The sequence below is a fragment of the Actinomyces provencensis genome, from assembly GCF_900155435.1.
GTDB classification, from domain to species: Bacteria; Actinomycetota; Actinomycetes; order Actinomycetales; family Actinomycetaceae; genus Pauljensenia; species Pauljensenia provencensis.
Window position 1 is genome coordinate 1,652,171 of record NZ_LT700212.1, and the last position, 23,624, is coordinate 1,675,794.

Here is a 23,624-nt window from a genome sequence, read left to right on the forward strand (position 1 = left end):
GCCCGGCCACCCACGCGGGGAAACCTACCATCCGCAGGGGTGCGGGCCTCACTTCGTCGGGCAGGTCCCCGGGGAGGGCACCCCGTGCGGCGTCTCCATCAGCCAGTTGCGGTCGGTCACCATGCGCGAGACCGCCAGGCCCACACCGATGGAGATGGTCGTGAAGAACACGGTGAACAGGGCCGCAGGTGAGTGCTCGACCTGATCGACATGGCGATCGGCAGAGACCGGCCCCGAAGGCAATGAGAAAACCCCGGCTGCATGCCGACTCAAGTTCGACAGAGGCGTTCGCCGGGGACTTCGTCAACCATCCTGGTAGCCTGTCGTGCCCAAGTATCTGGGTACAGGTGTCGGAGTTTGATGCGGGCGTCGCTCGTGGTGAACTGCCAGTGGACTTGCCGCTGATCATCGTTGGTTGCGCGCTGCCAGGCTCGAGCTCAGCGTTGAGGATGTCGAGGTCGTCGATGCGGGTCCGCCGCGGCCGGGCGTCGACATGACGACGGCCAGCGAGGGGCTCGGCCCAGACGAAGATCGAGCAGTCCCGTGCCGGACGTACTCGGAGTCCTCCTTGGGACCCTGTCCCGGGGAGGCGGGGATCGGGTCGCGGGCGTGGCCGAGCAGCTGGTAAGGCTTCTCGTCCATGCAGATCACCGGCACCTTCGGATCGTAGGGGCGGTAGTAGACCTCCAGGACGTTCTCCATCTGCGCGACGAACTCGCCGGTGGGATGCGGGGGAATCGTCCAGCAACTTCTTCAAGTGAGGACGAAGCCCCCTTTCTTCAGGGTCCGGCCGACCGTGGAGTGATCCAGCGGCGGCAACCCATCGGTGAGAGCCACGTGCTTCTCCAACAGGCGCAGCGACCACCGGTCGAACCCTGCCGGAGGCTTGGTACACGCCAATGCGATCACCCGAGCCTCGACATCGCCGGTCACCTTCGCCGGGACCGGCGGCGTGGCCCGCTCACGGCGGCCGATCGTCTCGTCAACGTCCCCACCGGACTCAGCGAACCGCTTCGCGATCAGATACACCGTCGGCACCGACACGCCCGCCCGCTCGGCGACGACCCGCCTGAGCGGCACCACCCCGGTGTTCTCATCCAGTTCCAGAGCTGTTCCTGCGCCGCCTACAGGTGGAGAGCTCGCACACCCGAATGACACGGTTCCTCCACCACGATCAGGCGTCGCGGGACTCCCAAACCCATGACCGGCGCTCAGCTCACCGGGGCTGACCGCCATAGTCACGTTCGTCGAGGCTTCGCATGTGGTGATCCCGATCCATCGATGTTGTCCAGATCCGTTCCTGGGTCTGGATGTTGCCCTTGGTACGGTTGTCGGACCGGTCGAACCACTTTGCCGCTTCGATCTTCGCCATGCGCAGTCTCGCAGCCTCGTCGAGGGCCGGGGCGAGGTCAGTATCCCGCGAAGCCAGAACAACCACGTCATACTGCTTGGAGCGGGCCAATCGCATGAGGGCGAGCGCGCAAAGCACGTCGACGCCCTTCTCTCGTCGCGTGCTACGAACGGGCATGCGTCGCCCATCGATGTAGTCCCATGAGTACTTCAGGGGGCGCAGAGTCACATCGACCACCCCGTGATGCCCGCGCAGCCAACTCGAACGCTGCTCCTGGTTGCGGCGGTAGGCCTCGGGGTCGTCCTCTTGGATCGGCAGCCCGCGGAACACCTCAACCCGCGAGACCTCGACCTGATGCTCGGGCTCAGACTTCGCATTGCGTGCGAGAGCAAGTTGGCAGGCGAACCGGTAGGGCTCGATGAGACCTTCCTCGATTGGGCGACCGGGCAGGAACAAGCCTGCACCCGTGAGGTGGACGTTCTGGTAGTCGATGACCACGGCCATTCGCCTCGTCATTGAGGTCCTCCGGAGAAAAGTAAACCCCGCCAGTCCCGAAGGACGGCGGGGAGCTATGGAGTGAACATAGCACTCGAACGCACCCCATGCAAGCACATGCCACGTCGCGCACCATCTGTACTATCCGCGAAGGGCCCTTACGCTGAAGCTTGGATTCAGGGGGTGGTCGCAACACCGATCCGGGACCCGATCGGCCAAGTCATCGGGAAGAGTGCTGCGAGCACCTCCCAGGATTGTCCGGACCTCGGCCGCACTCAGCCCTGTGAGTGGACGCCGTCCGCTCACTGGTAGGCCTGCTGGTACAGGACCGCAATGTCCTGCAACGTCTGTCTGTCAGCATCGATGCCTTCGACTCGATAGCATCGGCCATTCCTGTCAAAGCTGTGCCGGGCCGCGACACGGACCTCCATGGGATCGGGCTCCCCCATGACCAGCCAGTAGAGCGAGGTCTCCAGCGCGTCCGCGATCCGGGCGAACTCCACCGCGGAGAGCCGTCGCTCACCCGAAAGGGACTTCGACGGGAACCGGCTCTGAAGGGTCGCTCCCGGTCAGGACGGACTCACGGCCGCCCTCGTCAACCGGGGTCCCCCGCCGCAAACTGCACCGTCAGCCGAGCAACGTCGATGCGCCACCGGACCTGCGCCACGCCCGACCTCACTTCGTCGGGTACGCCCCCAGGGAGGGCACCCCGTGGGGCGTCTCCATCAGCCAGTTGCGGTCGGTGACCATGCGGGACACCGCCAGGCCCACACCGATGGAGATGATCGTGAAGAACACGGTGAACAGGGCTGCGAGCGCGTCATTGGTCTGGCCGTTGTTGAGGTAGGCCAGCGAGCGGTACAGGGGCACGCCGGGGATCATGATGACCACGGCCGGCACGGACAGGGTGACCCGGGAGAACTTGGTGCGCCGGGCGACCACGGTGGCCAGCAGACCTGCGGCGAGGGCGGCCAGTCCCACGGCCGCCTGGACGGGCACGTGGACCTGGTCGACCAGGAAGAGGCGCCCGACGTTGATGACCGCCCCGATGGCGGCGGCCGCGGCACACACCTTGTGCGGGGAGTTGAAGAGCATCGCGAAGCCGTAGGAGGCGATGAAGGAGGCTCCGGCGCGCAGGCCGTACAGGGCCGGCCACACGAGGTGGTAGTCGTACTCGGGTGTCACCGACCAGCTGAACACCAGGGACACGGTCCACACCGCCACGCCCGCGGAGACGACCAGCATGCACACGTACACCAGTCGCGCGATGCCGGCCTGGAAGTCCTGGCGGACCAGGTCGATGATGCCGGTCACCAGCGGGAAGCCGGGGACCAGGAAGAGGAGGGCGGAGATGAAGCCCGCCTGGTGGGTGGGCTCCAGGCCGATGTAGTTCTGGGCCGCGCCGACCAGGAGGATGTAGATGGTGGCCGCCAGCGCGCCCGAGGCCATCCACACCCCGAAGTGGTTCATGCGGCGGTGCAGCATCTGGCGGCGCAGGAACTGCCCGATGAAGGCGGCGACCGCCACGACCGAGCACTCCACCCAGCCGCCGTGGTTGAGGAAGGAGAACCCCGCACACGCCACACCCGAGGCCAGCGCATTGCCCAACCAGCCGTAGAGGGCGGGGACCTTCTCGATCCTGTCCAGGGCCTTGTCCACGTCCTCGACCAGGACCTGCTGGCCGTCGAGGGAGTCCACGTAGTTGGAGAGCAGGTCGATCTTGTCGGCGTTGACGCCCATGGCGCGCTGCTCGGCGAGCTCCGTGCGGAAGGTGCCCGACGCGTAGGCGGTGGCGATGATCTCCGTGTAGGTGACCTGGGCGTGGTGCTGCTCGATGCCGACGGCGCGGGCGAGCTTAGCCATGGAGTGCTTGACGCGGAAGGCGGAGGCTCCGCAGGACAGCAGCATCTGCCCCAGGCGCAACACGATGCGTGACTGGTGGGCCAGGCGGTCGTGGGCGACCATGCGGTGCATCGTCATCGAGGTGTCACCGGGGCGGCGGGGTGACCCGGGTCCGGCGGTGGCGCCCGGCAGGGTCGGGGTGGCGTCGCTGTCACCGTCCGGGGCGTCGACAGGGGCGGTGTCCTGCTCGGCGGGCTCGGGAGGCAGACCGGAGTCCTCCTGACCGGGGGCGGCCTCGCCACCTGCGAGGTGCGCGGGGGCGGGGACGTCGGCGGGCTGCGGGGGCAGACCGCCGTCACCGGCGAGGGAATGGGGGGCGGGCGAGTCCAGGGACGGGTCCAGGCCCAGCTCCGGGTCCACGGGCGGGTCCGGGGTCAGGTCGTCATTGTCGAGGGGGCGGCTTCCGCGGGTTGGGCCACTGGACAAGGAGTCACCTGCACGATCGGGGTCCGGGCGGTGGTCATCCGCATGGTTCTGGTCTGTCACGGGGTCAAGGATGGCACGCGGCGCACCGGAGGTGGTGGGACCAGCGTCGGGGGCAGGCGGGTCCGGGGGTGTCGCGTGGGCCACTCGGGGGCGGAGTCGGCCCGGTGACGTCCACCTCCCACACGTGCGCGGCGCCGTCACGGCACCCGACCGACGCCCCCTCTGAACGCTCCCCGGGACCAGACTGCGCCAGGTCACATGTCCAGGGCCCCGCCCTCGCCGATGACGACGGGGGCGGGGCCGCTGGGTGGCACTGTGCGACGGAGCGGGGAACTCAGCCCTCCCCGTCCTCGAACGCCGCCCGACGCTGCTGGACCTCGCGGATCCTGGCGATGTCGAACTTCGGTGTCCGGTCGAAGGTGTAGATGCCGTTCTGCTCCTGGAAGGTGTCCGTGAGCTGGGTGTAGCAGTACCCGAACATGTCCGGGTCATCCAGGAGAACGTCGGTGAGGCCCGCGAACCTGGCGAACCACTCCTCCACCGATGTGACCTTCTGCCCGTAGCCCCAGGACTCCTCGTGGTTCGGGTCGTCCGGGAGGGCATCCGGGTGTGCGCCAGCGACCTCCGCGTTCCACCAGATCCCGCCGTACTCGGAGACCATGTAGGGCTGGGCGTCGTAGTCGATCGAGATCCTGCGCCCGGCATGGGTGTTGACGAACGGGGTGCCGTCGACCAGACCGACGTGGTTCTGCCGGAAACGACCGGGATCCTGCTCGTAGTCATGGGAGTCGTAGACGTCCGCCCCACGCACACGATGGGAGTACCCCGAAGCGTCGATGACGGGCCGGGTGGGATCGGCAGCCTTGGCAGCCCAGTACATCCCGTGGGTGACGTCATCGAGTTGGGTGATCACGTCCGTGATCGGCTGCCAGGTCTCGTTGAGGGGGCACCACCCCACGATCGAGGGATGGTTGCGGTCGCGTCGCAGGACCTCGCACCACTGGGTGATGAAGGAGGCCGTCGGCTGCTGGTGATCGGTGACGGGCCCGAAGCCCGCGGCCCCCCAGTCCGGGAACTCCGCCCACACCAGGTACCCGAGCCGGTCCGCGTGGTAGTAGAAGCGCTCCTCGAAGACCTTCTGGTGCAGGCGCGCACCGTTGAACCCGGCTGCCATCGACAGCTCGATGTCGGCGCGCAGGGCCTCGTCGGAGGGGGAGGTCATCAGGGTGTCCGGCCAGTACCCCTGGTCCAGGACCAGGCGCTGGAAGACCGGCTCACCGTTGAGCAGCAACCGCCTGCCGTCGATGGCCACGGATCGCAGGCCTGCGTAGGAGGCGACCTCGTCGATGACCTCCCCACCGGCGAGCAGTCGCACCTCGAGGTCGTAGAGGTGCGGGTCGGAGGGCGACCAGAGCCGGACCCGGTCACCCGGGATCGGCAGACGGAGACTCGGCCCCAGCTCCACGACGGGGAGGCGTGCCACTGCCACCTGTCCCTGCGCGTCGGACAGACGGACCTCGAGCTCGGTGCCCGACCGCCTCCCGTCCAGTTCGGCGACGACGGTGAAGCTCGGGTCCCCGACGTGGGGGACGACCTGGAGGCCCGCGATGTGTGTCGGCGCCACCGGCTCCATCCACACCGTCTGCCAGATCCCCGTGGTGCGCGTGTAGAAGCACTCGGAGTTGTGGAACCAGGAGGCCTGCTTGCCGCGCGCCTGGGGAACCCCCCTCGGGTCCCGGGCGCGCACGACCACCGTGCACTCCTCCCCCGCCGTGACCACCCCGGACAGGTCGGCCGTGAAGGAGGAGAAACCGCCGCGGTGCCTGGCCACCTCCGTGCCGTTGACCCACACCGTGGCGTCGTGGTCCACGGCACCGAAGTGGAGGAGGACGTCGCGACCGGCCCACGCCTCGGGCACGCGAACGGTCCTGCGGTACCAGACCGCCGTGAGGAAGTCGGTGACACCGATCCCGGACGCCTCGGCCTCCGGCGCGAAGGGGACCAGGATCTCCCGGGAGTAGGGGGCTTCGACCAGGTTGCGATCGATGCCCGAGTCGCCCTGGTCGATCTCGAACTCCCACACGCCGTTCAGGTTGAGCCATTCCCTTCGGGAGAGCTGCGGCCTGGGGTATTCAGGCTTCGGGTTCTCAGTCACGCTGGTCCTTCCTCACTGTGCGGGTCACGTCGGTGGTTGTGGTGGTGGGATCGCTCATCCCTTGATCCCTGTCATTGCGACTCCCTTGACGATGTAGCGCTCCAGGAGCAGGAACAGGATGATCATCGGCAGCGAGGCCACCATGTTGGCCGTCATCGGCAGGACACGGTCGACCGTGTAGGTCCCGGCGAACGTCGGGATGCCGATCGGCAGGGTGAACATGTTGCTGTTCATGGCCACCAGGAGCGGCCACAGGTAGTTGTTCCAGCTGCCCGTGAAGGCGAAGATCCCGATGGTGACCATGATGGTCTTGGACAGCGGCAGGACGATGTTCCAGAAGCTCTTCCAGTAGCCGGCACCGTCGATGCGGGCGGCGTCCATCAGTTCGTCCGGGATCTGGCGCATGTAGGAGATCATGATGATCAGGTTCATCGAGGCCGCGATCCCGGGGAGGATCAGCCCGGCATAGGTGTCGACCAGGCCCAACTTGTTGGTGGTGACGAACAGGGGGACGATCATCGCCTCCACCGGGATCATCATTCCCAGGAGGAAGTAGATGTAGAAGATGTTCTTCCCCCGGAAGACGATCTTCGCAATGGCGAACGCGGCCAGTGGGGTCACGATCAGTGTGGCCACGGTGGAGATGATGGCGACGACGAAGCTGTTCTGCACCCAGATCGCGACATCGGAGCCCACGAGCACACGCGGGTAGTTCTCGAGCGTGTAGGGAGGCAGGAACCAGTTGATGGTGTCGCCGATCCGCATCCCCTCATGCTTCAGGGAGACGGCCAGTGACCAGAAGACCGGGATCAGGAACACCAGTCCGGCAATGACGGTGATGACGGTGAGTGCCTTGGAACCCACCGTGGTGCGTCGTTTCGTCATCGCTCACTCCTTCTCTGCAGACCCACCTGGACCAGCGAGACGACCAGGAGGACGAAGAACAGTGCGAAGGACATGGCCGAGGCGTAGCCCAGGTTGTCCTTGACGAACCCCTGTTCGTAGACGTACTGGACGATCGAGCGGGTGGCGTTCCCGGGACCGCCCTGTGTGATCAGTTGCGTCTGGCCGAAGACCTTGAAGCACGCCAGGAGCTGCAGGAGGAGAACCAACCAATGGGTCCCCGAGAGCAGGGGCAGGGTGATCCGGAAGAGTTGCTGGGTCTTGCTCGCCCCGTCGATCTCGGCCGCCTCGTAGAGCTCGTCGGGGATCTCCTGGAGCGCGGCCAGGTACAGCAACATGCTGAAACCGACCGTCCACCACACGGTGGTGAAGGTCAGGGTCACCCAGTTCAGGGGGTGGCCCAGGAGCCACTGGGGTTCCATGTCGGCGGGGATCAGGTGCAGGTCGTGCAGCAGATTGTTGATGAACCCCACGTGGGGCTCGGCCAGGAAGATGGCGATGAAGGAGACGACGGAGACGGACAGCACGCTGGGAATGTAGAAGGCTGAGCGCGCGAACTTCCTGACCTTCGTCGGCCGGTTCGCCAGGAGGGCGAACACGACCGCCGTGAACATCAGCAGGGGAACCGTGATCGCGGTGAAGGTCACCGTGTTCTCCATCGCTCCCCAGAAGTACTTGTCACCGAATGCCCGGGTGTAGTTGTCGAACCCCACGAACTCCTGGGGTCCCATCAGGCCCCATTTCCACAGGCTGATCCAGAACCCCTGGAACACCGGCCAGATCGTGAAGACTGAGTACAGCACCAGGAACGGTGACATGAAGAGCAACGCGGCAGCGAATCTCTTCCTCGGTTGCATCCTGCTTCTCCCCTCTGAGAATCCGGTACCAGCACGTGACTGATCACGGTCCGCAGCCGTGGGACGGGGCAGGGGTCCGGATCCACCCGGGCCTCCGGGGCCTCCGCCCCGCCCCACGGCACACTGCGACCGCGAGGTCGACCGTCCTAGCCGATCTCGGCCTCCATCTCGGAGATCATGTTCTCGATCGCGGAACTCTCATCGGACTGTCCTGACCAGATGGCGTCCAGGTTCTCGATCATGACGGACTTCAGACCGTAGAAGTACTCGGTCTGGGGAGGCAGGACTGCCGTCTCCTTGGCGGACAGGTAGTTGCTGCGGAACGGCAGCTCGGCGAACGCCGGGTCCGACGTCACCGCACTGTTGGCGGGGATCTGGCCGGACTTGGCCCAGATGGTCGCGCCCTTCGAGGCCACGAAGTTGATGAAGTCGACTGCGGCCTGCGTGTCCTCGTCGGAGCGCTTCGGGTTCGTCGGGATCGTCAGGACGTGGGAGTCCGCCCACGTCGCGTCGCTCCCGTTGAACAGGCTCGGGAATGTCTGGGCGGAGAAGTTCAGTGCGTCCGTCTGCTCGAAGGCGCCCACGGCCCACGTGCCCCCGAACTCCAGACCGCCCTTGCCCTCCTGGAAGAGCTTCTGGTGATCGGCGATTCCCGGGAGGATGTAGCCGTCCTTGTAGAGGCTGTTGACGAACTCCGCGGCCTTGACCGCCGTGGCCTGGTCCAGTGTGATGGTCTCTCCGTCATCGGAGATGATCGGCGTGCCACCCATCTGGAAGTAGGTCGCCCACCAGACGCGGTACGGGTCGTCACCGTTCTGGGGCAGCGCCAGCGGGGACACGTCCGATCCGGCGGATGCCTTGATCTTGTCCAGGACGGACTTGAACTCGTCGACATTGGAGATGCTGACCTGTCCGTCCGCGTCCACCGGGACCCCCGCCTCGGAGAGGATGTCGAGGTTGGAGTACATGATCTCGGCATGGGTGTCGAGAGGGATGGCGTAGTGCTGGTCGTCGAAGGTGACGCCGGAGAGGGAGTTGTCCGGGAAGGCACTCCAGTCGGTCCCTGCACCCGCCGTGTAGTCGTCGATGGGCTGGACGACGCCCTTGGCCACCAGTTCGGGCAGCTTCGAGATGTGGGAGACGCCGATGTCCGGACCCCGTCCCGCGGCGACCGCGGTCTGGAGCTTCGTGTAGTAGTCGGCCCACACGAGCATGACCGACTGGACCTGCTTGGGTGGGTTGGTGGCGTTGTACTCATCGATGATCTGGTCCATGAACTCGCCGTCCCCGCCGGAGAAGAGCGACCAGAACACCAGCTTGTTCGGATCGACGTCGACTGCTTCGGGGTTGTTGACGGTTCCGTCCTCGTTGACTGCAGCGCTCTGGGCCCCGTCGGCTCCTGCGCCGGATGACTGGCTGGTGCCACCTGAGCCCGCGCAACCGGCGAGCACCAGGGCTGCCGCTGCCGACAGGGCACCAATTCCGGTGAGTCCCCTCCTCATTGCATCCTCCATTCCGGAGGCAGGGACGTCAGACGTCCTGCCTCGACCACGTCGGTGTGGGTATCGGTCCATCGGTGACCGAGGGACCGGTCAACGGGTTTGCCTCGATGCAACCCCCGTCTGGGACTACTCTAGGTCTCACTTGCATCGAGGCAAACGTGATGGGAGACATAGTTATGAGATCGTGACCTCCACGTCGGAACGACGGGAGCGGGTCGGGCGACACCCGACCTCGCCTGCGCGCACCGATCGGGTCGCAACGCATCCGGACTCGACTAGCGTCAGAACCAATCTGCACGGATCAGCACAGCTCGTCCCGTGTGAGTGCACAGGAAGGAGACCCGTGGCAACGAGGAAAGAAGTCGCGGCTGCCGCAGGCGTGTCCGTGCGGACGGTCTCGAACGTGGTCAATGAGTTCGTCCACGTCGCCCCGGAGACCCGCGCGCGCGTGCTCAGGGCCATTGACGAGCTCTCCTACCGTCCCAATGAGCTCGCCCGCAGCCTCAAGACGGGCAGGTCCGGCGTCGTGGGACTCATGCTCCCCCAGTTGGACAACCCCTACTTCGCCGAGATCACGAGAGCCCTGGTCCAGGAGGGCGAGCTCCACGGTCTCACCGTCGTCATCGACCAGACCGACGGGGACCGGGACCGCGAGCTGTCCTGGGTGCAACGTGCCCGCAGCGGGGCTCTCTTCGACGCACTGATCCTCAGCCCGCTGGGGATCCGTCCCAGGGACATGGACCTGTTGCCCCGCGACGTGCCCGTGGTGTTCCTGGGGGAGGACGACTACCCCGGCTTCGACCGGGTCGCCGTCGACAGCTTCGCCGCCAGCCGGGAGGTGGGGATCCACCTCGCCGCCTCGGGGCGCAGGACGTTCGCGGCCTTCGGTGCCGCAGCCGCAGACATGGGACACGAGGCCAAGGGCACCCGTGTCCTCCGTCTGGACGGCTTCCGGGCTGGGCTCGTGGAGTCCCGCATTCCCGAGGAGGACCTCTTGATCGTCCCCGCCGCGAGTTTCACCAGGACGGACGGCCACCGGGTGATGACGGAGATCCTCGAGCGCGGCGAGACTCCTGACGCTGTCTTCTGCCTCGCCGACCCCTTGGCGCTCGGCGCACTCCGAGCACTCCACGAACACGGGGTGCGCGTCCCGGAGGATGTCGCAGTGGTGGGTTTCGACGACGTCGAGGACGTACGGTTCAGCACGCCCAGCATCTCAAGCATCCGACCCGACAAGTCCTGGATCGCGGAGACCACCATCGACCGCCTCAAGAGGCGCCTCGGAGGGGAGGAACTCACGCCCGAGACCCTGTGGGCCCCGTACCAGCTGGTGGTGCGGGAGAGCTCTGCGTCGCTGCAGTCCCCCGGGACAGCACCCCACTCCGGGAGGACGGGCGACGGCCAGCCGGAAGTGCGACCCCACCCCGAGCGCCAGGCGGAGCCGCCCTCGTACGCCGAATGACTCCCGCCACAGGACCGCGCCCACACGACGGAACCCCGACACCCCCTGCGGCAGTGGTGAACCCGCGGCCTCAGTTCGTCGCGGCCGCCAACTCGGAGTCCGCGGATGTGGGCTCCGGCGCTGCGGCCCCCGGTGAGTCCTCCCCTGCCTCCGGTGTCTCCGCATCGGCTCCCACCTCGGACAGGGCTGCGCTGATCGCGGCCGCGGACTCCGCGAGCGCCGCACCGTAGCGCTGGGTGGTCCCGTTCTTCACGCGGTAGCTGGGCACCACCAGGTTGAGGGCGGCGATCACGTGACCATTGGTGCTGATCGGTGACGCGATGGCGGTGACATCGGGTTCCACGCCGGCCTCCTCCACCACGAAGGACCCCGGCGGGACGTCACCGGAGAGTGCGCGTCCCACGGCCGAGCGCGCCAGGGGGACCGTGCGCCCCACCCAGTTGGCGTGGCGCACCGAGTGCGTGCCCTCGATGACCTGGATGTAGAGGGCGAAACCCGTGGGGTCCTCGATGGCGAGGTACACCGACTCCCCCGTGCTCTCCACGACCGAGCGCATCCAGCGCCTGGACACCCACACCAGGTTGTCCTGGCTCAGGCTGGCAGCCCCCAGGCGCATCATGATGGGCCCCGGGCGGTACGCACCCGCCTGGTCGCGGGTGATGAACCCCTTGGCGGTGAGGGACTGCAGCAACCGGAACGCGGTGCTGGGTGCCAGGCCGACCTGTCGCGCGCAGTCCGAGAGCAGCAGCCCGTGCCCGTCGCACACCGCTGTCAGCAGGTCCAGCGCGCGGTCCACGGTCCGGGTGGATTGTTCCGCCATGGTGCGTCTCCGTTCGCCATTGGTCGTCCCGCGCAGGACGCCGGGGGCCTCCAGGTCGGTCGCCGGCGTCCCGGCCGTCGTGGCCGGCCCCGGTGCCGCTGCCCGGTCAGCCTAGCAACTGGGAAAGGGCGGCCCTGCGGGGCTGCCCGGCAGGTCCCTCACGCCGGGACGGGGACCGGGTCGTTCGACCTCAGCAGGGCGGTCGCGCGGCGCTTGTACTCGATGAACTCCTCACTGAGGCGCACCTCGCTGCTCCGCTCGGGCCCCAGGTCGATGTCGATGATCTCCTTGATGCGCCCGGGGCGGGCGGACATGACGACCACGCGGTTGGCCAGCAGGATCGCCTCGTCCACGTCGTGGGTGACCATGACGACGGTCTTCGGGGTGCGCTGCCAGATGTCCAGCAGCAGCTCCTGCGTGGTCTCGCGCGTGAGCATGTCCAGGGCGCCGAAGGGCTCGTCCAGGAGCAGTGCCTTGGGTTCGTTCGCCAGTGCGCGCGCCAGGGCGACGCGCTGCTGCATGCCTCCCGACAGGGTGGTCGTGTACTGGTGCTCGAAGCCCTGCAGGCCCACCAGCTCCGTGTACTGCTGGGCGATCTCGCGGCGGGCCTTGCGGCCCATCCCCTGCTCCCTCAGTCCGAAGGCGATGTTGTCGATGACGCTCAGCCACGGGAAGAGCGTGTAGGACTGGAAGACCATGCCGCGGTCCCGGCCCGGCCCCCGCACGCGCTGTCCGTCGAAGGACACCGACCCGGCTGTGGGCTCCTCCAGGCCGGCCATGATGCGCAGCAGTGTGGACTTCCCGCACCCGGACGTGCCCAGCAGGGAGATGAACTCCTGGGGGTGGACCGTCAGGTCGATGGAGTCCAGTGCGTGCACCACACCCCTCTTGGTCTCGAAGGTCTTGGAGAGGTGGGTGACGACCATCTCCGACTCGGTGGTGACAGGCATGGGTCAGTGCCTCCGTTCGTTCCAGGGGAAGAGCATCCGGTTGAGGAAGATCAGGGCGTAGTCGACGACGAGCCCGATGAGGCCCAGGGTGAGGATGGAGACGAAGATCTGGTCCACGGCCACGGACCGCTGGGACTGGAGGATCGTGTAGCCGATGCCGGAGCTGGCCCCGACGATCTCGGCGACGATCACGTAGGTCCACGCCCAGCCCAGCACGATGCGCAGGGTGTCCACGATGTCGGGCCAGGCGCGCGGCAGGATGATCTTCCACAGCACATTCGCCTGGTTGGTGCCCAGCGTGTAGGAGGCCTCGATGAGGGGCAGGGTGACGGACCTGATGTTGTTGGCGATCATGAGCACCAGCTGCGGCAGGCTGCCCAGGATGATGATCGCGATCTTCTCCTCCTCGCCGATCCCGATCCAGAAGATGAACAGCGGGATGAAGGCCGAGGCCGGCATGTAGCGGATGAAGGAGAACATCGGCTGCACGAAGGAGGAGACGGGGGCGTAGGTGCCCACGAAGATCCCCAGGGGCAGCGCGACGGCGGTGGCGATGAGGAAGCCCGCCATGACGCGGTAGACGGTCGCCCAGATGTCCTCGACGAAGCCGCGTCGGAACATGTCCACCGCCGCGTGCGCCGTCTCCGCAGGGGTGGGCACGAACATGGGGTTGACCAGTTCGCGGGCGGTGATGAACCACCACCCCGCCAGGAGGATCGCGAAGGAGGTCACCGACACGACCAGACCCGCCCGGGTCGAGGCGACGAAGTCGCTGGAGAGGCCCAGGGTGTCCAGGATGACGCCGGGGACGTCCTTGGAGTCGAGGATGACGTGACCGAAGTCCGTCTCCTTGGCCTTGCTCAGCCACGGCTCCCAGGTCATGGCCGCATCGACCTTGCCCGCGACGAAGGCGCTGCCGGCGTCGCCTGAACTCATGGACGTGACCTCGACATCGTCCATGGTCATGTCGTTCTGCTTGAGTTCGTAGTTGAACCAGAAGAAGCTCGCACCACCCGTGGTGTCCAGGGCGACGGTGCGGCCCTTGAGGTCGGCGAAGGAGGTGATGTCCTCCAGGCCCACCAGGCCGTCGCCGCCGTAGGAGGTGTCCAGGACCAGGGGCACCGTGATGTCCACGCCCTGCGCCTTGGACATCACCTGGGTGTCGATGGTGGTGGCGATGCCCTGGATCTCGCCCGCGATCAGGGCGGCGCGGCTGTCGGCCTTGGACTCGAAGGAGGTCACGGCCACGTCCACGCCGTGGTCCTCGAAGAAGCCCTGTTCGACGGCCAGGTCCAGGGGGAGGAACCCGATCCACGAGGAGCGGGCGATCGTGACGGTTCCGTCATAGGTGCCACTCGAGGCGCCACCCGACTCCGCGCCCGAGGCGGGGTCCGCGTCGACGCCGCCTCCGCAGGCGGAGAGACCGAAGGAGGAGACGAGCAGGGCTGCGGAGACAAGTGGGACGGTGGAGCGTCGTCGGAGACTCATGATGGGATCACTCTTTCCATTCGTTGGGTGCGGCGGCAGCGGAGACGTCGACCCGGTCGAAGCCGCCCCCCCATCACCGCGATGCCAGGACAGTTCCGGTGCTGGTCGATGACCGTGGCAGGGAGATGGGCGCAGATCTGCGCCAGGATGATGTCGCAGGTGCGTCCGAAGGTCTCGAGGTCGCCCTCGTAGGAGTAGGTGACCCTCGTAGGAGTAGGTGGAGTGGAGGACCTGGGTCCCGGGGCGGGCCCGGCGCACCAGGTCGGCCTCGAAGTCGACACTCCCCCACTCCTCGTCGATGATCCACACGCGGGGGGCACCGGAGGCCGTGGGGCCGAGGAGCGCGTGCGCAGCGGTGGAGGCCGGTGCTGCGGGTCCGAGCGGTCCTTCGGGTGGGAGCGGTGCGGCCGGAGGGACTGGGACTCGTCTGTCGTCGGGGGCCATGTCAGCCCTCCTCCTGGACGGTCACCTGTTGGGCGTCCGCGTCCGCGTCGACCACCAGTCCGTCGTGGGCGACGGCGTAGAAGTCCTCACCCAGCCGGTCGACCAGGGGGATCTCCAGGATGATGGCGCTGGCCACCAGCGTCGTGTCCGGGTTGCGGATGATCATGGCGCGGGGGGCGTGGCCGGTCTTCTGGAGCTGGAAGAGGCCGTCGGCCTGGACCACGGAGGATCCCTTGCCGTTGGGGAAGCTGAGGATCTTCCCGGCGATCGAGACCCCGTGGAGGGCGTGGCCCTCCTCGATGACCGTGCCGTCCTCGGGGTTGACGAGGTAGAAGCACATGTCGTCGGCGGAGATGAGCAGTTCGCCCCTCGGCCCGGCCCTCGCTGATCCTGTGGCACTCGAAGCTGGTCATCGCACGACCTCCCCCGTCAGCGCGCTGGCGACGGCGTTCTCGAGTTCGGTGATGACGAACTCCATGTTGCGTCTCTTCGTGTAGTAGGCGCACTTGGGGGACTCCGTCACCCCGCGCTTGCCGTAGAGGAACTCCCAGCAGGGCTGGTCCATGCAGGTGTTGGAGAAGATGTGGCCGCCCGCCGCCTCGATCTGGTCCAGGTACCCCATCTCGCGGGCGAGGTCGAAGGTGAGGGCGGAGGTCATCGCGAACAGCGGCACCGCCAGGTCACGGCCACGCACCATCTCGGCGATCGTGGTGCTCTGGTCGATGGTCAGGTGGGGGCAGCCGAAGCGCGCGCCGTAGACGGAGTTCACGAAGGGGGTGGCGCTGGACTCCGAGAAGGAGATGACCTCCCGGTAGCGAGGGACGTTGCGCTCCAGGTAGGGCGTGCAGTCGTAGGTCATGATCGCGCCGATGTCGGTGTAGGCGCGGTGGGTGCGCTTGACGATGGCCTCGTCCTCCGGGCGGATCGTCGTCACCTTCTTCAGCTGGCGCCAGTTGAAGCTGGGGTTGACCGTGGGGCGCACCCGGCAGTGCGCGCCGCCCGCCACCAGCTTCTCCGCGAACCACAGGTCCGCCTCCTGGTTGGACAGGGCCACGTGGGTCCGCGTGACGGGCACCATGTGGGGGGCGTCGTAGGCGTCACCGATGGCGACCTGGATCTTCATCGCGATCTGGGCGCCCGTGCCGTACTGGCCGTCGAGCATCGCCTGCTCGTCGTCCCTCAGTTCGATCATGAATCCGGCCCTTCCTCATGCTGGCGTGAGCCGCCGCGTGAACAGTTGTCGTTTCCGCCTTGTGGAATGAGATTTCCACACAATGGATCGCAGTCTCAAGGGCTGTTCAAGTTCGGCTCATGCTGCCATCTGTGCCGGGTCATGCTCAAGGATGGTTGTGCGGCGCGGACAGGCCTTCTCCGGCCCCGTGCAGGCGGTCAGGGACGGCGCGCCGCGCTCGTCCGGGGCGGGGCGGGAGGGGCGGAGACCTGGCACCAGGGGCGGCTTTCGGAGGTCAACCTGAGGGGTATTGCGGGCGGGTAGGAGGCGGGTCGGAGGCGTCGCCTCCACCGTGCGCGACGGATCGTTCGGGCATCGGCCGGTGTGCCGGCCCGCGCGTCGGGGCGTGTTCCGGTCCACGCTTCGAGCCCAGCTTCGTCCCGGACGTCGGACCCGGCCTCGGCTCGGGCAGCGGACGGATGCTGGGGTCACCGGTTGCGCAGGGTGCACCTCCGTGCAGGATGCACCGAGGGCTCGTCAGCTGCGGGCGCGGTGCGCCTGCAGGGAGGTGCGCAGCCCTGCGGCAGAGGTGGGCGCGGGCAGGTGCGTGGGCGCCCGTGCAGGCACGGCCCCGGGGACGGATGGAGCCACGGGCCCGGAAACGGGTGCAGACACGGACCAGGCGGCGGGCGCTGGAGCAGGGACCGGAGCAGTCACGGACCCGGAGGCGGCCGCAGGAACGACCGCAGGAACATGCAGAAGCAGGGTGGGAGTGGTACGCCTCACGACAGGTCAGAAGCGTGGCAGGAGCAGGACCTCGGTCCCACACACACCGTCAGCGCGAAGGGTGGGAGCAGTGGATCAGCTGTACTCGTCCGAGGGGTCCGCCGGTGCTGACCTGGAACCGGACTCCTCGCCCGGACCATCGGCTGGTCCCTGGCTGGAGCCCGGCGTGCCGTCCTCGTGCGCCCAGGACACCACCAGATTCTCCGAGGACCAGAACCGTGGCAGCTGGGTACCGACCAGTTCCTCCACCCGTTCGAGCTCGGCCTCACGGGCCTCGCCCTCGTCGCCCTCGCCCTGGACGCCCTCGTCGACCTCCACCGTCACCTCGAGCCCTTCCGGGCGCACGAGCAGGCGCGCCTGCGGGCCACCCTCGCCGAAGCGGATGGAGCCCGTGCCCTGATCCTCGTCCCAGGTGGCGCTGGACTCACCCGACAGTCCGGACGCCAGGGCTTGGGCCGCGCTGTGCGCATCGTCGGTGGGTATGAGGGCGCTGGAGGTGGTCATGCCTGATGCCTTCCCGAGAGGTGGCACCGCTGGAGCGGCTCCCGGCCAACAGGTGCTGTGGTGCCCGTCGCGGGACCGTCGTGGTGCCGGTCACAGGGAGTCTATCCACGGGCCGGGTGCGGCGCTCGGCGGAGCGGGCCCTGTCTCGGAGCAGACCCACGGTGCCGCGCCATGGTGCCGCTGTTGCCCGGCCGCACGGCCTGATGGCTGCGGGCGTGGAGGGCAGGCGGGCGCGGGCGCCTCGCTCGCCGCGTTCAGCGAGCGCAGTGCTTCTCCAATGGGGAGCGGTCCGTCGGGTTCTTCGCGATGACGGCGCCGTTGAGGATGACCGCGAAGCAGGTCCAGGCGGCGTAGGGGGCGATCGCTGCCCCTGCGGGTCGCGAGATGCGTGCGGCCCGCCGTGCCAGGGACACGGAGTCCGCGGCCAGCGCGGCAGCCACGACGAGGCCGCCGCGGGTGGAGTGCCCACGGAAGAAGACCCAGGTCCAGGCCGTGTTGAGGGTCATGTTGCGCAGGAGCGCGGTGTGGAAGCCGGCGCCTGGATCGCGGCGTTCGAGGGCCACGGAGGCTCCGGCGACTGCGGTGTAGAGCCCGGACCACACCCACCGGAAGACCGGGGGTGGGGGTTGGATGGCCGGCTGGTCGAGGGAGCGGTACCAGCGGGAGCGCACGCCCGTCACGGTCGCGACCGATCCGAGTGTGGCCGCTGCGGCCACGGGCCACACACCGCGCACGACACTTCGGATCACGCCGCGTGCGGTGCGGTGTCGGGATGCGCGACCGGAATCCTGCTCCGTGTCGTCGCCGTCAGTGCGGGCGTTGGTACCGACATCACTGTCCGTGGTGCTGCGAGCGTCCATGAGGTCCTCCGATCCGTGCGCGGGCCTGACTGGTCTGCCCGGGCCCAGCGTGCCTCCCGGGAGCGTCGAAGCCGCCCACACCGCCATGTCTCCCGCGCCCGACAGTCCCACCCGGACCCGACAGGTCTGCCCAGCCTATGTCGACCTGACCTGTGGGGTGACGGGGAGCGCACCCAGAGCCGGGACCGCTCGGTTCCCGGCCCGCGCGAGCTCGATGGAGGTCCCTGGACGCCCACCCGACAGTTCTCTCCCGTCATCGTGTGCAGAAATGCACCCAGTTTCCCGGCGCCGACACCGCGGAGACGGCTCCCGTGTTCCGGCGCTCCCTCCTGACCTGCACCGACGTGGCTCCTCAGTTCCGGCGCCGTGCACGGACTGAGGAAACTGGGTGCATTTCTGCACAGCATCCGAGGGCACCCGCCGCAGAACGGGTCCACGGCCCCGTCCTGCTTGCTTCCGGCATCCGGCAGGACCGGGCGCGGACGGGTGGGGTCGACTGATCTGCTCCAGGCAGAGGCGTGAAGCCTGTCGACCCGTGGGCTCCCGTCGAGAAGTGGACTTCTCAGCGAACGGTGGGGGCTCATGGCCACCGCTCGGTGGGAAGTCCACTCTTCGGCGCCCCGACACCACCGCCCGGCCACGGACGCATCGGCGCTGCACCGGTATGTCGACACCGGTGTCCCACCACGACGCCGCAGCGGCGCGTGCGCGTCGCTGCGGCGGTCCGCCCCGGCGTGCCTCAGGCGTCGCGCTTCTTGGTGAGCACCCACCCCAGCAGCAGGGCGATGACCGTCCATGCGGCGAAGACCCCGTAGCCCTGCCACGGCGTCAGCGCATCGGGCCCCGTCACCTCCGTCAGCAGCTGGAGTCCCGCAGTTGCGGGCAGGTACTCGCCCGCCGTCCCGATCCACCGGGTGGCGTCGAAGGCTCCCGCGATCTGCGCGATCGTGGGCAGCACGAACAGGATGGCGACCAGGGTGAAGATGCTGCCCGTCGAGTTGCGCAGGATCGCCCCGACACCCATGGAGAACAGGGCCAGCGTCACCAGGTAGAGGACGGTGCCCAGCAGGACCCGCAAGGTCGTGGTGTCCGTGACGTCGAACTGGTGGCCCGTACCGGAGAAGGCAGCAAGGCCCGCCCCCAACGACAGTCCGGTGGCCACCAGCCCGGTCAGCGCGACCAGGACCGACAGCGCGACACCCTTGCCCAATAGCACACCGGTACGTCGCGGCACGGCGGCGAAGGTCGAGCGGATGGATCCGGTGCTGAACTCCCCGGTGATGATGATCGCGCCGAGCACCGCCACGGCCAGCTGCCCGAAGCCCAGGCCCGCCGAGATGCTCAGGAGGATGGGATCGCCGCCCGATATCTCCACGTCGACCCCCGCTGAGGCGACGGAGAAGGCGATGAGCGCGGCGAAGCCGACCATCACCAGGACGGTGACCCCCAGCGTCCACCAGGTCGACCGCAGGCCGAGCGTCTTGATCCACTCGCCGCGCACCACTCCGAACGCGGTGAGGCGGTATCGGGGGCGGTGGTGCTGTGCGAGCGCGGTGCGGGAGCGGGAAGGGGTGCCGGCTGTCGGCGTCGGCCTGGTCAGGGCGGCCTCCACCGGGCCGGCACCGGTCGGAGCGGCCTCCGTCGGGGCTGCCTCCGCCGGAGTGGCTGACTGCGGAGTCACGGACTGCGGGTCGGTCGCGTCGCTCATCGCGCGTCCCCTTCCTGGGTGGCTGCGGTGGGGTACTCGATGGAGTCGTGGGTGAGCTCCATGTAGGCCTCCTCCAGGGTGGAGGCCTGCGGCGTGAGCTCGTACAGGGTGAATCCGTCCTGTGCGGCGGCCTCGCCGACCTCTTCGCTGGTGGCACCCACGACCTGCCCGGCGCCGTCAGGCAACGGGCTGACCTGCCACCCGCGGCGCACGAGGGCAGCAGCGAGTTCCCCCATGCGGGGGCTGCGGACCCTCACGCCACGCCGCGTGACACCGTTGAGGATGGTGTCCAGTGGTGCGTCGGCGATGATGCGACCCCGCCCGATGACCACCACGTGGTCGGCGGTCTGGGCGACCTCGCTCATGAGGTGGCTGGAGAGGAAGACGGTGCGTCCCTCCGCGGCGAAGGAGCGCGCGAGGTTGCGCACCCACACGACGCCTTCGGGGTCCAGCCCGTTGACGGGCTCGTCCAGGATGAGGATCTCCGGATCACCGAGCAGCGCCGCGGCGATGCCCAAGCGCTGGCCCATGCCCAGGGAGAACCCGCCGACCCGCTTCCCGGCCACCGATTCCAGGCCGGTCAGGCCGATGACCTCCTCCACGCGGGAGCGCGGGATGCGGTGCGTGGCTGCGAGGGCGAGGAGGTGGTTGCGCGCGCTGCGTCCCTTGTGGACGCCCTTGGCGTCCAGGAGCGCGCCGACCGTGGTCAGCGGGGAGGAGAGTGCGGAGTAGGGCTTGCCGTGGATGAGCGCCCGGCCGGAGCTCGCGGCGTCCAGACCCATGATGACGCGCATCGTGGTGGACTTGCCTGCGCCGTTGGGTCCGAGGAAGCCGGTGACCTTCCCCGACTGGACGGTGAAGCTCACGTCGTCCACCGCCGTCTTCGCGCCGTAACGCTTGGTCATGTCGATGACCTCGATCATGGGGGTCCTTTCGGTGGGGCGTGGAGGCAGGTGGTCAGGCACGCCGACCGACCGTCCACTGGCATCGACCCAGCGCAGTCCAGCAGCGGGCCCGCCTCCGGTCTGCTGTTCAGGGTAGCTGTTGAGGTGACGCCGGTCGCGAGCAACACCCCGTCGGGCACGGTGGGCTGCGAGTGGGTGCCGGACGGCCCGCCCCGGGGAGCGCAGGACCGGGGCGCCTGAGCGGGGGCGGGCGGGATCAGCGCGAGCAGGATCAGCCCCAAGAAGGCGCGAGAGCGCTCTCAAGCCGCTAGGCTCGTCGGCAGGTCGGCCGCTCCGGCGCCCGGCCCGTACACGGCTGTCCAGCGTTGGACCGAGCGTCCGCATCCCTCACGACACCAGTTCGAAGGAGAACTCCACCTGTGAGACTTCCACACACACACCGCCCGACCCGCGTGCCTCGCGCGTCGCGACCTCCACCCGAGCCCCATCGCCCTCGTCAAGGTCCCGCACCCGAGCGAGGACCGCGCTGGTGGGCCTCGCAGTCCTGACGCTCACGGCAGGCGGCACGGCCACCAGCGCGGTGCCCACCGCAACTGCCGACGCCGCCGGGGGCCTCTTCGGGCCCAATGTCACCGTCTTCGACGGGTCCTGGACCACGGACGACATCAACTCCACCCTCCAGGCGGCCTCCCACGAGACGGAGTTCAGCCAGGCCCGCCACCAGTTCTTCTTCGCCCCGGGCACCTATGGCTCCCCCGACGGCGCCGACGACCCGCTCACCGCCACCGACGTCGTCAACTCCGAACTCGGCTACTACCAGGTGGTCTCGGGCCTCGGCGCCTCCCCGGAGGACGTGACGCTGAACGGCTCCATCCACGTGGAGCCGGTCCGCACCTGCGAGGCCGCGCCATGGGACTGCCAGGCACCCGGGTCCCTGACCCGCTTCTGGCGTTCGCTGTCCAACATGACGGTCAACCCGATCCAGCAGCCCGTGGGTGAGGACGCGGAGCGTCAGTTCCCCGCTGGCGTCACCGAGGCCCACCAGATGCGTTACGCGGTCTCCCAGGCCGCGCCCCTGCGCCGCATGAACATCACCGGCGGGCTCACGGTGTTCGGACGCTTCGGCGAGTACGCCTCGGGCGGGTACATGGCGAACTCCCGCGTGAGCGGCACGATGGTGTCGGGCTCCCAGCAGCAGTGGTACACGCGCAACTCCGAGCTCGGCTCCTGGGGAGGCGGCGTGTGGAACATGGTGTTCTCCGGGGTCAGCGGGGCACCGGCCACGAACTTCGGCTCCGAGCTGACCGGCGCCGGGCAGGAGCTCTCACTCACGAACGTGGAGTCCACGCCCGTGAGCCGCGAGGCACCCTTCCTCTACGTCAGCGCCCCGGACGCGGGGGCGGCCGACCTGGGCGATGCGGCCTCGTACTCGGTGTTCGTACCACGCGCGCGCACCGACTCCACCGGCGTCGACTGGTCGACAGGGGCGGGGGCGGGGACCGCGCTGCCCCTGTCCTCCTTCCGCATCGCGCACGAGGGCGACTCCGCTGCTGACCTGAACGCCTCCCTGGCTGCCGGGCAGAACCTGCTGCTCACCCCGGGTGTGTACCACCTCTCCGAGGCGCTGCGCATCGACCGGGCCGACACCGTCGTGCTCGGACTCGGCATGGCGACACTGACGCCCGACGCGGGCACGGCCGCCATCGAGGTCGGCGACGTCGCAGGGGTGAAGATCGCGGGGCTGACGGTGGACGCCGGGGCGGTCGAGTCACCGGTCCTCGTCCAGGTCGGACCCGAGGGTGCGAGCACCGCGGATCCCGCGGACCCGACGACGCTGACCGATGTCTTCATCCGCGTCGCCGGACCTTGGGTCGGACGGGCGGTGACCTCCATCGAGGTCAACTCCCCCCACACCCTGCTGGACCACATCTGGGCCTGGCGCGCCGACCACGCCTCGGGCGGGGTCGTGGACTCCACCATCGGGTGGGGCGTCAACACCGCCGACCACGGACTGGTCGTCAACGGAGACGACGTGGTGGCCACCGGCCTCTTCGTCGAGCACTACCAGAAGAACCAGGTCGTGTGGAACGGTGAGGGCGGCCGGACCGTCTTCTACCAGTCCGAACTCCCCTACGACCCGCCCACGCAGTCCGCGTGGATGGACGGGGACTCGAACGGCTACGCCTCCTACCGGGTGGCCGACGGGGTGAGGACCCACGCGGCGACCGGCCTGGGGGTCTACTCCTTCTTCGACCCGACACGGGTGAGCGAGCCCAGCGTCGCGGCGAGCGCCGTGCAGGTCCCCGATGCACCGGGAGTGTCGGTGACCTCGGCGGTGTCGGTCTTCCTCGACGGCATCGGCGGCATCACGAACATCGTCAACGACGAGGGCGGGGCCGTGTCGTCGGCAGGGCCGACCTCGCGGTTCCTGGTGTCCTACACGACCCCTGACACCACTGCCCCCGTCGTCACCGCGAGCGTGGACGAGGCGACCCGCACGGTCACGCTGAGCGCCACGGACGACTTCTCCGGTGTGGCCTCCATCGAGTACGCGCTCGGTGCGGCCGGTGACGGGGACGACTGGACGGTCTACTCCGGTCCGGTGGCCCTGCCCGACGACGTCACGGTCCTGCGTTACCGGGCCACCGACGTCGCGGGCAACGTGTCCGAGGTCGGGTCGGTCGAGGTCGCTCTGAGTCCCACGCCGACACCCACGCCGACGCCTTCGGGGTCCGGTGGGTCCGGGGGCAGTGGCGATCCGTCACAGAGCCCGACCCCTGCCGGGTCATCGACCGGGAACGGGAAGGCCGGCGACCTGGCACGCACGGGAAGCACAGCAGAGGCCCTCGGCCTGGCAGCCCTGGCCGTTCTCGCCCTGGGGACGACCGTGCTGGGCCTTCGCAGGAGGTCGATGCGCTGACGCCGCAGTGACGAC

At 68.4% G+C, this 23,624-nt stretch carries 21 protein-coding genes; 2 read left to right on the plus strand and 19 right to left on the minus strand.

Features of this window, described 5'->3' with window-relative positions; translation table 11 throughout:
• Nucleotides 1-48: 48 nt before the first annotated feature.
• From BQ9890_RS16610 to BQ9890_RS07380, 10 genes are all read right to left on the minus strand, one after another.
• Nucleotides 49-171: a hypothetical protein gene (locus BQ9890_RS16610; protein WP_268258645.1), complete on the minus strand. Its 123-nt coding sequence runs from the start codon at nucleotides 169-171 to the stop codon at nucleotides 49-51.
• A 234-nt stretch (nucleotides 172-405) separates the two neighbouring features.
• The gene (locus BQ9890_RS07340) at nucleotides 406-702 is read right to left on the minus strand and encodes a hypothetical protein (RefSeq protein WP_075890471.1); all 297 of its coding nucleotides are present in this window, start codon (nucleotides 700-702) and stop codon (nucleotides 406-408) included.
• Between the two features lie 51 nt (nucleotides 703-753).
• Nucleotides 754-1,158, minus strand: a complete 405-nt coding sequence (locus BQ9890_RS15275) for a helix-turn-helix domain-containing protein (RefSeq protein ID WP_230297869.1) — start codon at nucleotides 1,156-1,158, stop codon at nucleotides 754-756.
• A 58-nt stretch (nucleotides 1,159-1,216) separates the two neighbouring features.
• Complete coding sequence (locus BQ9890_RS07350; RefSeq protein WP_075890475.1) at nucleotides 1,217-1,867, minus strand: NYN domain-containing protein; 651 nt, start codon at nucleotides 1,865-1,867, stop codon at nucleotides 1,217-1,219.
• A gap of 281 nt (nucleotides 1,868-2,148) precedes the next feature.
• Nucleotides 2,149-2,349, minus strand: coding sequence for a hypothetical protein (locus BQ9890_RS07355; protein WP_075890477.1), 201 nt, complete (start codon nucleotides 2,347-2,349; stop codon nucleotides 2,149-2,151).
• 172 nt (nucleotides 2,350-2,521) lie between these two features.
• On the minus strand, nucleotides 2,522-3,811 hold the full coding sequence (locus BQ9890_RS07360; protein ID WP_075892878.1) for a threonine/serine exporter family protein: 1,290 nt from the start codon (nucleotides 3,809-3,811) through the stop codon (nucleotides 2,522-2,524).
• A 697-nt stretch (nucleotides 3,812-4,508) separates the two neighbouring features.
• Nucleotides 4,509-6,329, minus strand: coding sequence for a glycoside hydrolase family 2 protein (locus BQ9890_RS07365; protein WP_075890479.1), 1,821 nt, complete (start codon nucleotides 6,327-6,329; stop codon nucleotides 4,509-4,511).
• Between the two features lie 54 nt (nucleotides 6,330-6,383).
• On the minus strand, nucleotides 6,384-7,214 hold the full coding sequence (locus tag BQ9890_RS07370; RefSeq protein WP_075890481.1) for a carbohydrate ABC transporter permease: 831 nt from the start codon (nucleotides 7,212-7,214) through the stop codon (nucleotides 6,384-6,386).
• Entirely contained in the window at nucleotides 7,211-8,089 is an 879-nt protein-coding gene (locus tag BQ9890_RS07375) for a carbohydrate ABC transporter permease (protein ID WP_075890483.1), read from the minus strand. Before BQ9890_RS07375 ends, BQ9890_RS07370 begins: the two co-directional genes overlap by 4 nt.
• Before the next feature lie 146 nt (nucleotides 8,090-8,235).
• Nucleotides 8,236-9,591 (minus strand): ABC transporter substrate-binding protein, encoded by a 1,356-nt coding sequence (locus tag BQ9890_RS07380; RefSeq protein ID WP_078062308.1) that lies wholly within the window; start codon nucleotides 9,589-9,591, stop codon nucleotides 8,236-8,238.
• 343 nt (nucleotides 9,592-9,934) lie between these two features.
• Between BQ9890_RS07380 and BQ9890_RS07385 the strand changes: the two genes are divergently transcribed.
• Nucleotides 9,935-11,053 carry a LacI family DNA-binding transcriptional regulator gene (locus tag BQ9890_RS07385; RefSeq protein ID WP_078062309.1) on the plus strand — a complete coding sequence of 373 codons (1,119 nt, stop codon included), beginning with the start codon at nucleotides 9,935-9,937 and terminating at the stop codon, nucleotides 11,051-11,053.
• 70 nt (nucleotides 11,054-11,123) lie between these two features.
• Here BQ9890_RS07385 and BQ9890_RS07390 read toward each other — a convergent pair whose 3' ends face one another.
• The 9 genes from BQ9890_RS07390 to BQ9890_RS07430 form a co-directional block, all read right to left on the minus strand.
• Entirely contained in the window at nucleotides 11,124-11,873 is a 750-nt protein-coding gene (locus tag BQ9890_RS07390) for an IclR family transcriptional regulator (RefSeq protein WP_075890489.1), read from the minus strand.
• A gap of 158 nt (nucleotides 11,874-12,031) precedes the next feature.
• Nucleotides 12,032-12,823, minus strand: a complete 792-nt coding sequence (locus BQ9890_RS07395; RefSeq protein WP_078062310.1) for an ABC transporter ATP-binding protein — start codon at nucleotides 12,821-12,823, stop codon at nucleotides 12,032-12,034.
• Nucleotides 12,824-12,826: 3 nt separating this feature from the next.
• Entirely contained in the window at nucleotides 12,827-14,311 is a 1,485-nt protein-coding gene (locus tag BQ9890_RS16290) for an ABC transporter permease subunit (protein WP_078062311.1), read from the minus strand.
• 445 nt (nucleotides 14,312-14,756) lie between these two features.
• Complete coding sequence (locus BQ9890_RS07405) at nucleotides 14,757-15,095, minus strand: aconitase X swivel domain-containing protein (protein WP_078062312.1); 339 nt, start codon at nucleotides 15,093-15,095, stop codon at nucleotides 14,757-14,759.
• A 69-nt stretch (nucleotides 15,096-15,164) separates the two neighbouring features.
• Nucleotides 15,165-15,947 (minus strand): aconitase X, encoded by a 783-nt coding sequence (locus tag BQ9890_RS07410; protein ID WP_230297870.1) that lies wholly within the window; start codon nucleotides 15,945-15,947, stop codon nucleotides 15,165-15,167.
• Between the two features lie 840 nt (nucleotides 15,948-16,787).
• Nucleotides 16,788-17,216: a hypothetical protein gene (locus tag BQ9890_RS07415; RefSeq protein ID WP_075890491.1), complete on the minus strand. Its 429-nt coding sequence runs from the start codon at nucleotides 17,214-17,216 to the stop codon at nucleotides 16,788-16,790.
• A gap of 254 nt (nucleotides 17,217-17,470) precedes the next feature.
• Entirely contained in the window at nucleotides 17,471-18,076 is a 606-nt protein-coding gene (locus BQ9890_RS07420; RefSeq protein ID WP_143226272.1) for a TspO/MBR family protein, read from the minus strand.
• 739 nt (nucleotides 18,077-18,815) lie between these two features.
• The gene (locus BQ9890_RS07425) at nucleotides 18,816-19,784 is read right to left on the minus strand and encodes an ABC transporter permease (protein WP_075890493.1); all 969 of its coding nucleotides are present in this window, start codon (nucleotides 19,782-19,784) and stop codon (nucleotides 18,816-18,818) included.
• Entirely contained in the window at nucleotides 19,781-20,707 is a 927-nt protein-coding gene (locus tag BQ9890_RS07430) for an ABC transporter ATP-binding protein (protein ID WP_075890495.1), read from the minus strand. Before BQ9890_RS07430 ends, BQ9890_RS07425 begins: the two co-directional genes overlap by 4 nt.
• Nucleotides 20,708-21,218: 511 nt before the next feature.
• Between BQ9890_RS07430 and BQ9890_RS07435 the strand changes: the two genes are divergently transcribed.
• Nucleotides 21,219-23,609, plus strand: coding sequence for an OmpL47-type beta-barrel domain-containing protein (locus tag BQ9890_RS07435; RefSeq protein ID WP_075890497.1), 2,391 nt, complete (start codon nucleotides 21,219-21,221; stop codon nucleotides 23,607-23,609).
• The last annotated feature ends 15 nt before the right edge of the window (nucleotides 23,610-23,624 follow it).

Bases quoted from the DNA above. Each gene is read 5' to 3' on its own strand.
- BQ9890_RS07410 (WP_230297870.1), bottom strand. From the start codon at position 15,947: ATGATCGAACTGAGGGACGACGAGCAGGCGATGCTCGACGGCCAGTAC.
- BQ9890_RS07380 (WP_078062308.1), bottom strand. From the start codon at position 9,591: ATGAGGAGGGGACTCACCGGAATTGGTGCCCTGTCGGCAGCGGCAGCC.
- BQ9890_RS07390 (WP_075890489.1), bottom strand. From the start codon at position 11,873: ATGGCGGAACAATCCACCCGGACCGTGGACCGCGCGCTGGACCTGCTG.
- BQ9890_RS07340 (WP_075890471.1), bottom strand. From the start codon at position 702: ATGGAGAACGTCCTGGAGGTCTACTACCGCCCCTACGATCCGAAGGTG.
- BQ9890_RS07425 (WP_075890493.1), bottom strand. From the start codon at position 19,784: ATGAGCGACGCGACCGACCCGCAGTCCGTGACTCCGCAGTCAGCCACT.
- BQ9890_RS07375 (WP_075890483.1), bottom strand. From the start codon at position 8,089: ATGCAACCGAGGAAGAGATTCGCTGCCGCGTTGCTCTTCATGTCACCG.
- BQ9890_RS07405 (WP_078062312.1), bottom strand. From the start codon at position 15,095: ATGTGCTTCTACCTCGTCAACCCCGAGGACGGCACGGTCATCGAGGAG.
- BQ9890_RS07370 (WP_075890481.1), bottom strand. From the start codon at position 7,214: ATGACGAAACGACGCACCACGGTGGGTTCCAAGGCACTCACCGTCATC.
- BQ9890_RS07430 (WP_075890495.1), bottom strand. From the start codon at position 20,707: ATGATCGAGGTCATCGACATGACCAAGCGTTACGGCGCGAAGACGGCG.
- BQ9890_RS07360 (WP_075892878.1), bottom strand. From the start codon at position 3,811: ATGGTCGCCCACGACCGCCTGGCCCACCAGTCACGCATCGTGTTGCGC.
- BQ9890_RS07395 (WP_078062310.1), bottom strand. From the start codon at position 12,823: ATGCCTGTCACCACCGAGTCGGAGATGGTCGTCACCCACCTCTCCAAG.
- BQ9890_RS07350 (WP_075890475.1), bottom strand. From the start codon at position 1,867: ATGACGAGGCGAATGGCCGTGGTCATCGACTACCAGAACGTCCACCTC.
- BQ9890_RS07415 (WP_075890491.1), bottom strand. From the start codon at position 17,216: ATGACCACCTCCAGCGCCCTCATACCCACCGACGATGCGCACAGCGCG.
- BQ9890_RS16290 (WP_078062311.1), bottom strand. From the start codon at position 14,311: ATGAGTCTCCGACGACGCTCCACCGTCCCACTTGTCTCCGCAGCCCTG.
- BQ9890_RS07420 (WP_143226272.1), bottom strand. From the start codon at position 18,076: ATGGACGCTCGCAGCACCACGGACAGTGATGTCGGTACCAACGCCCGC.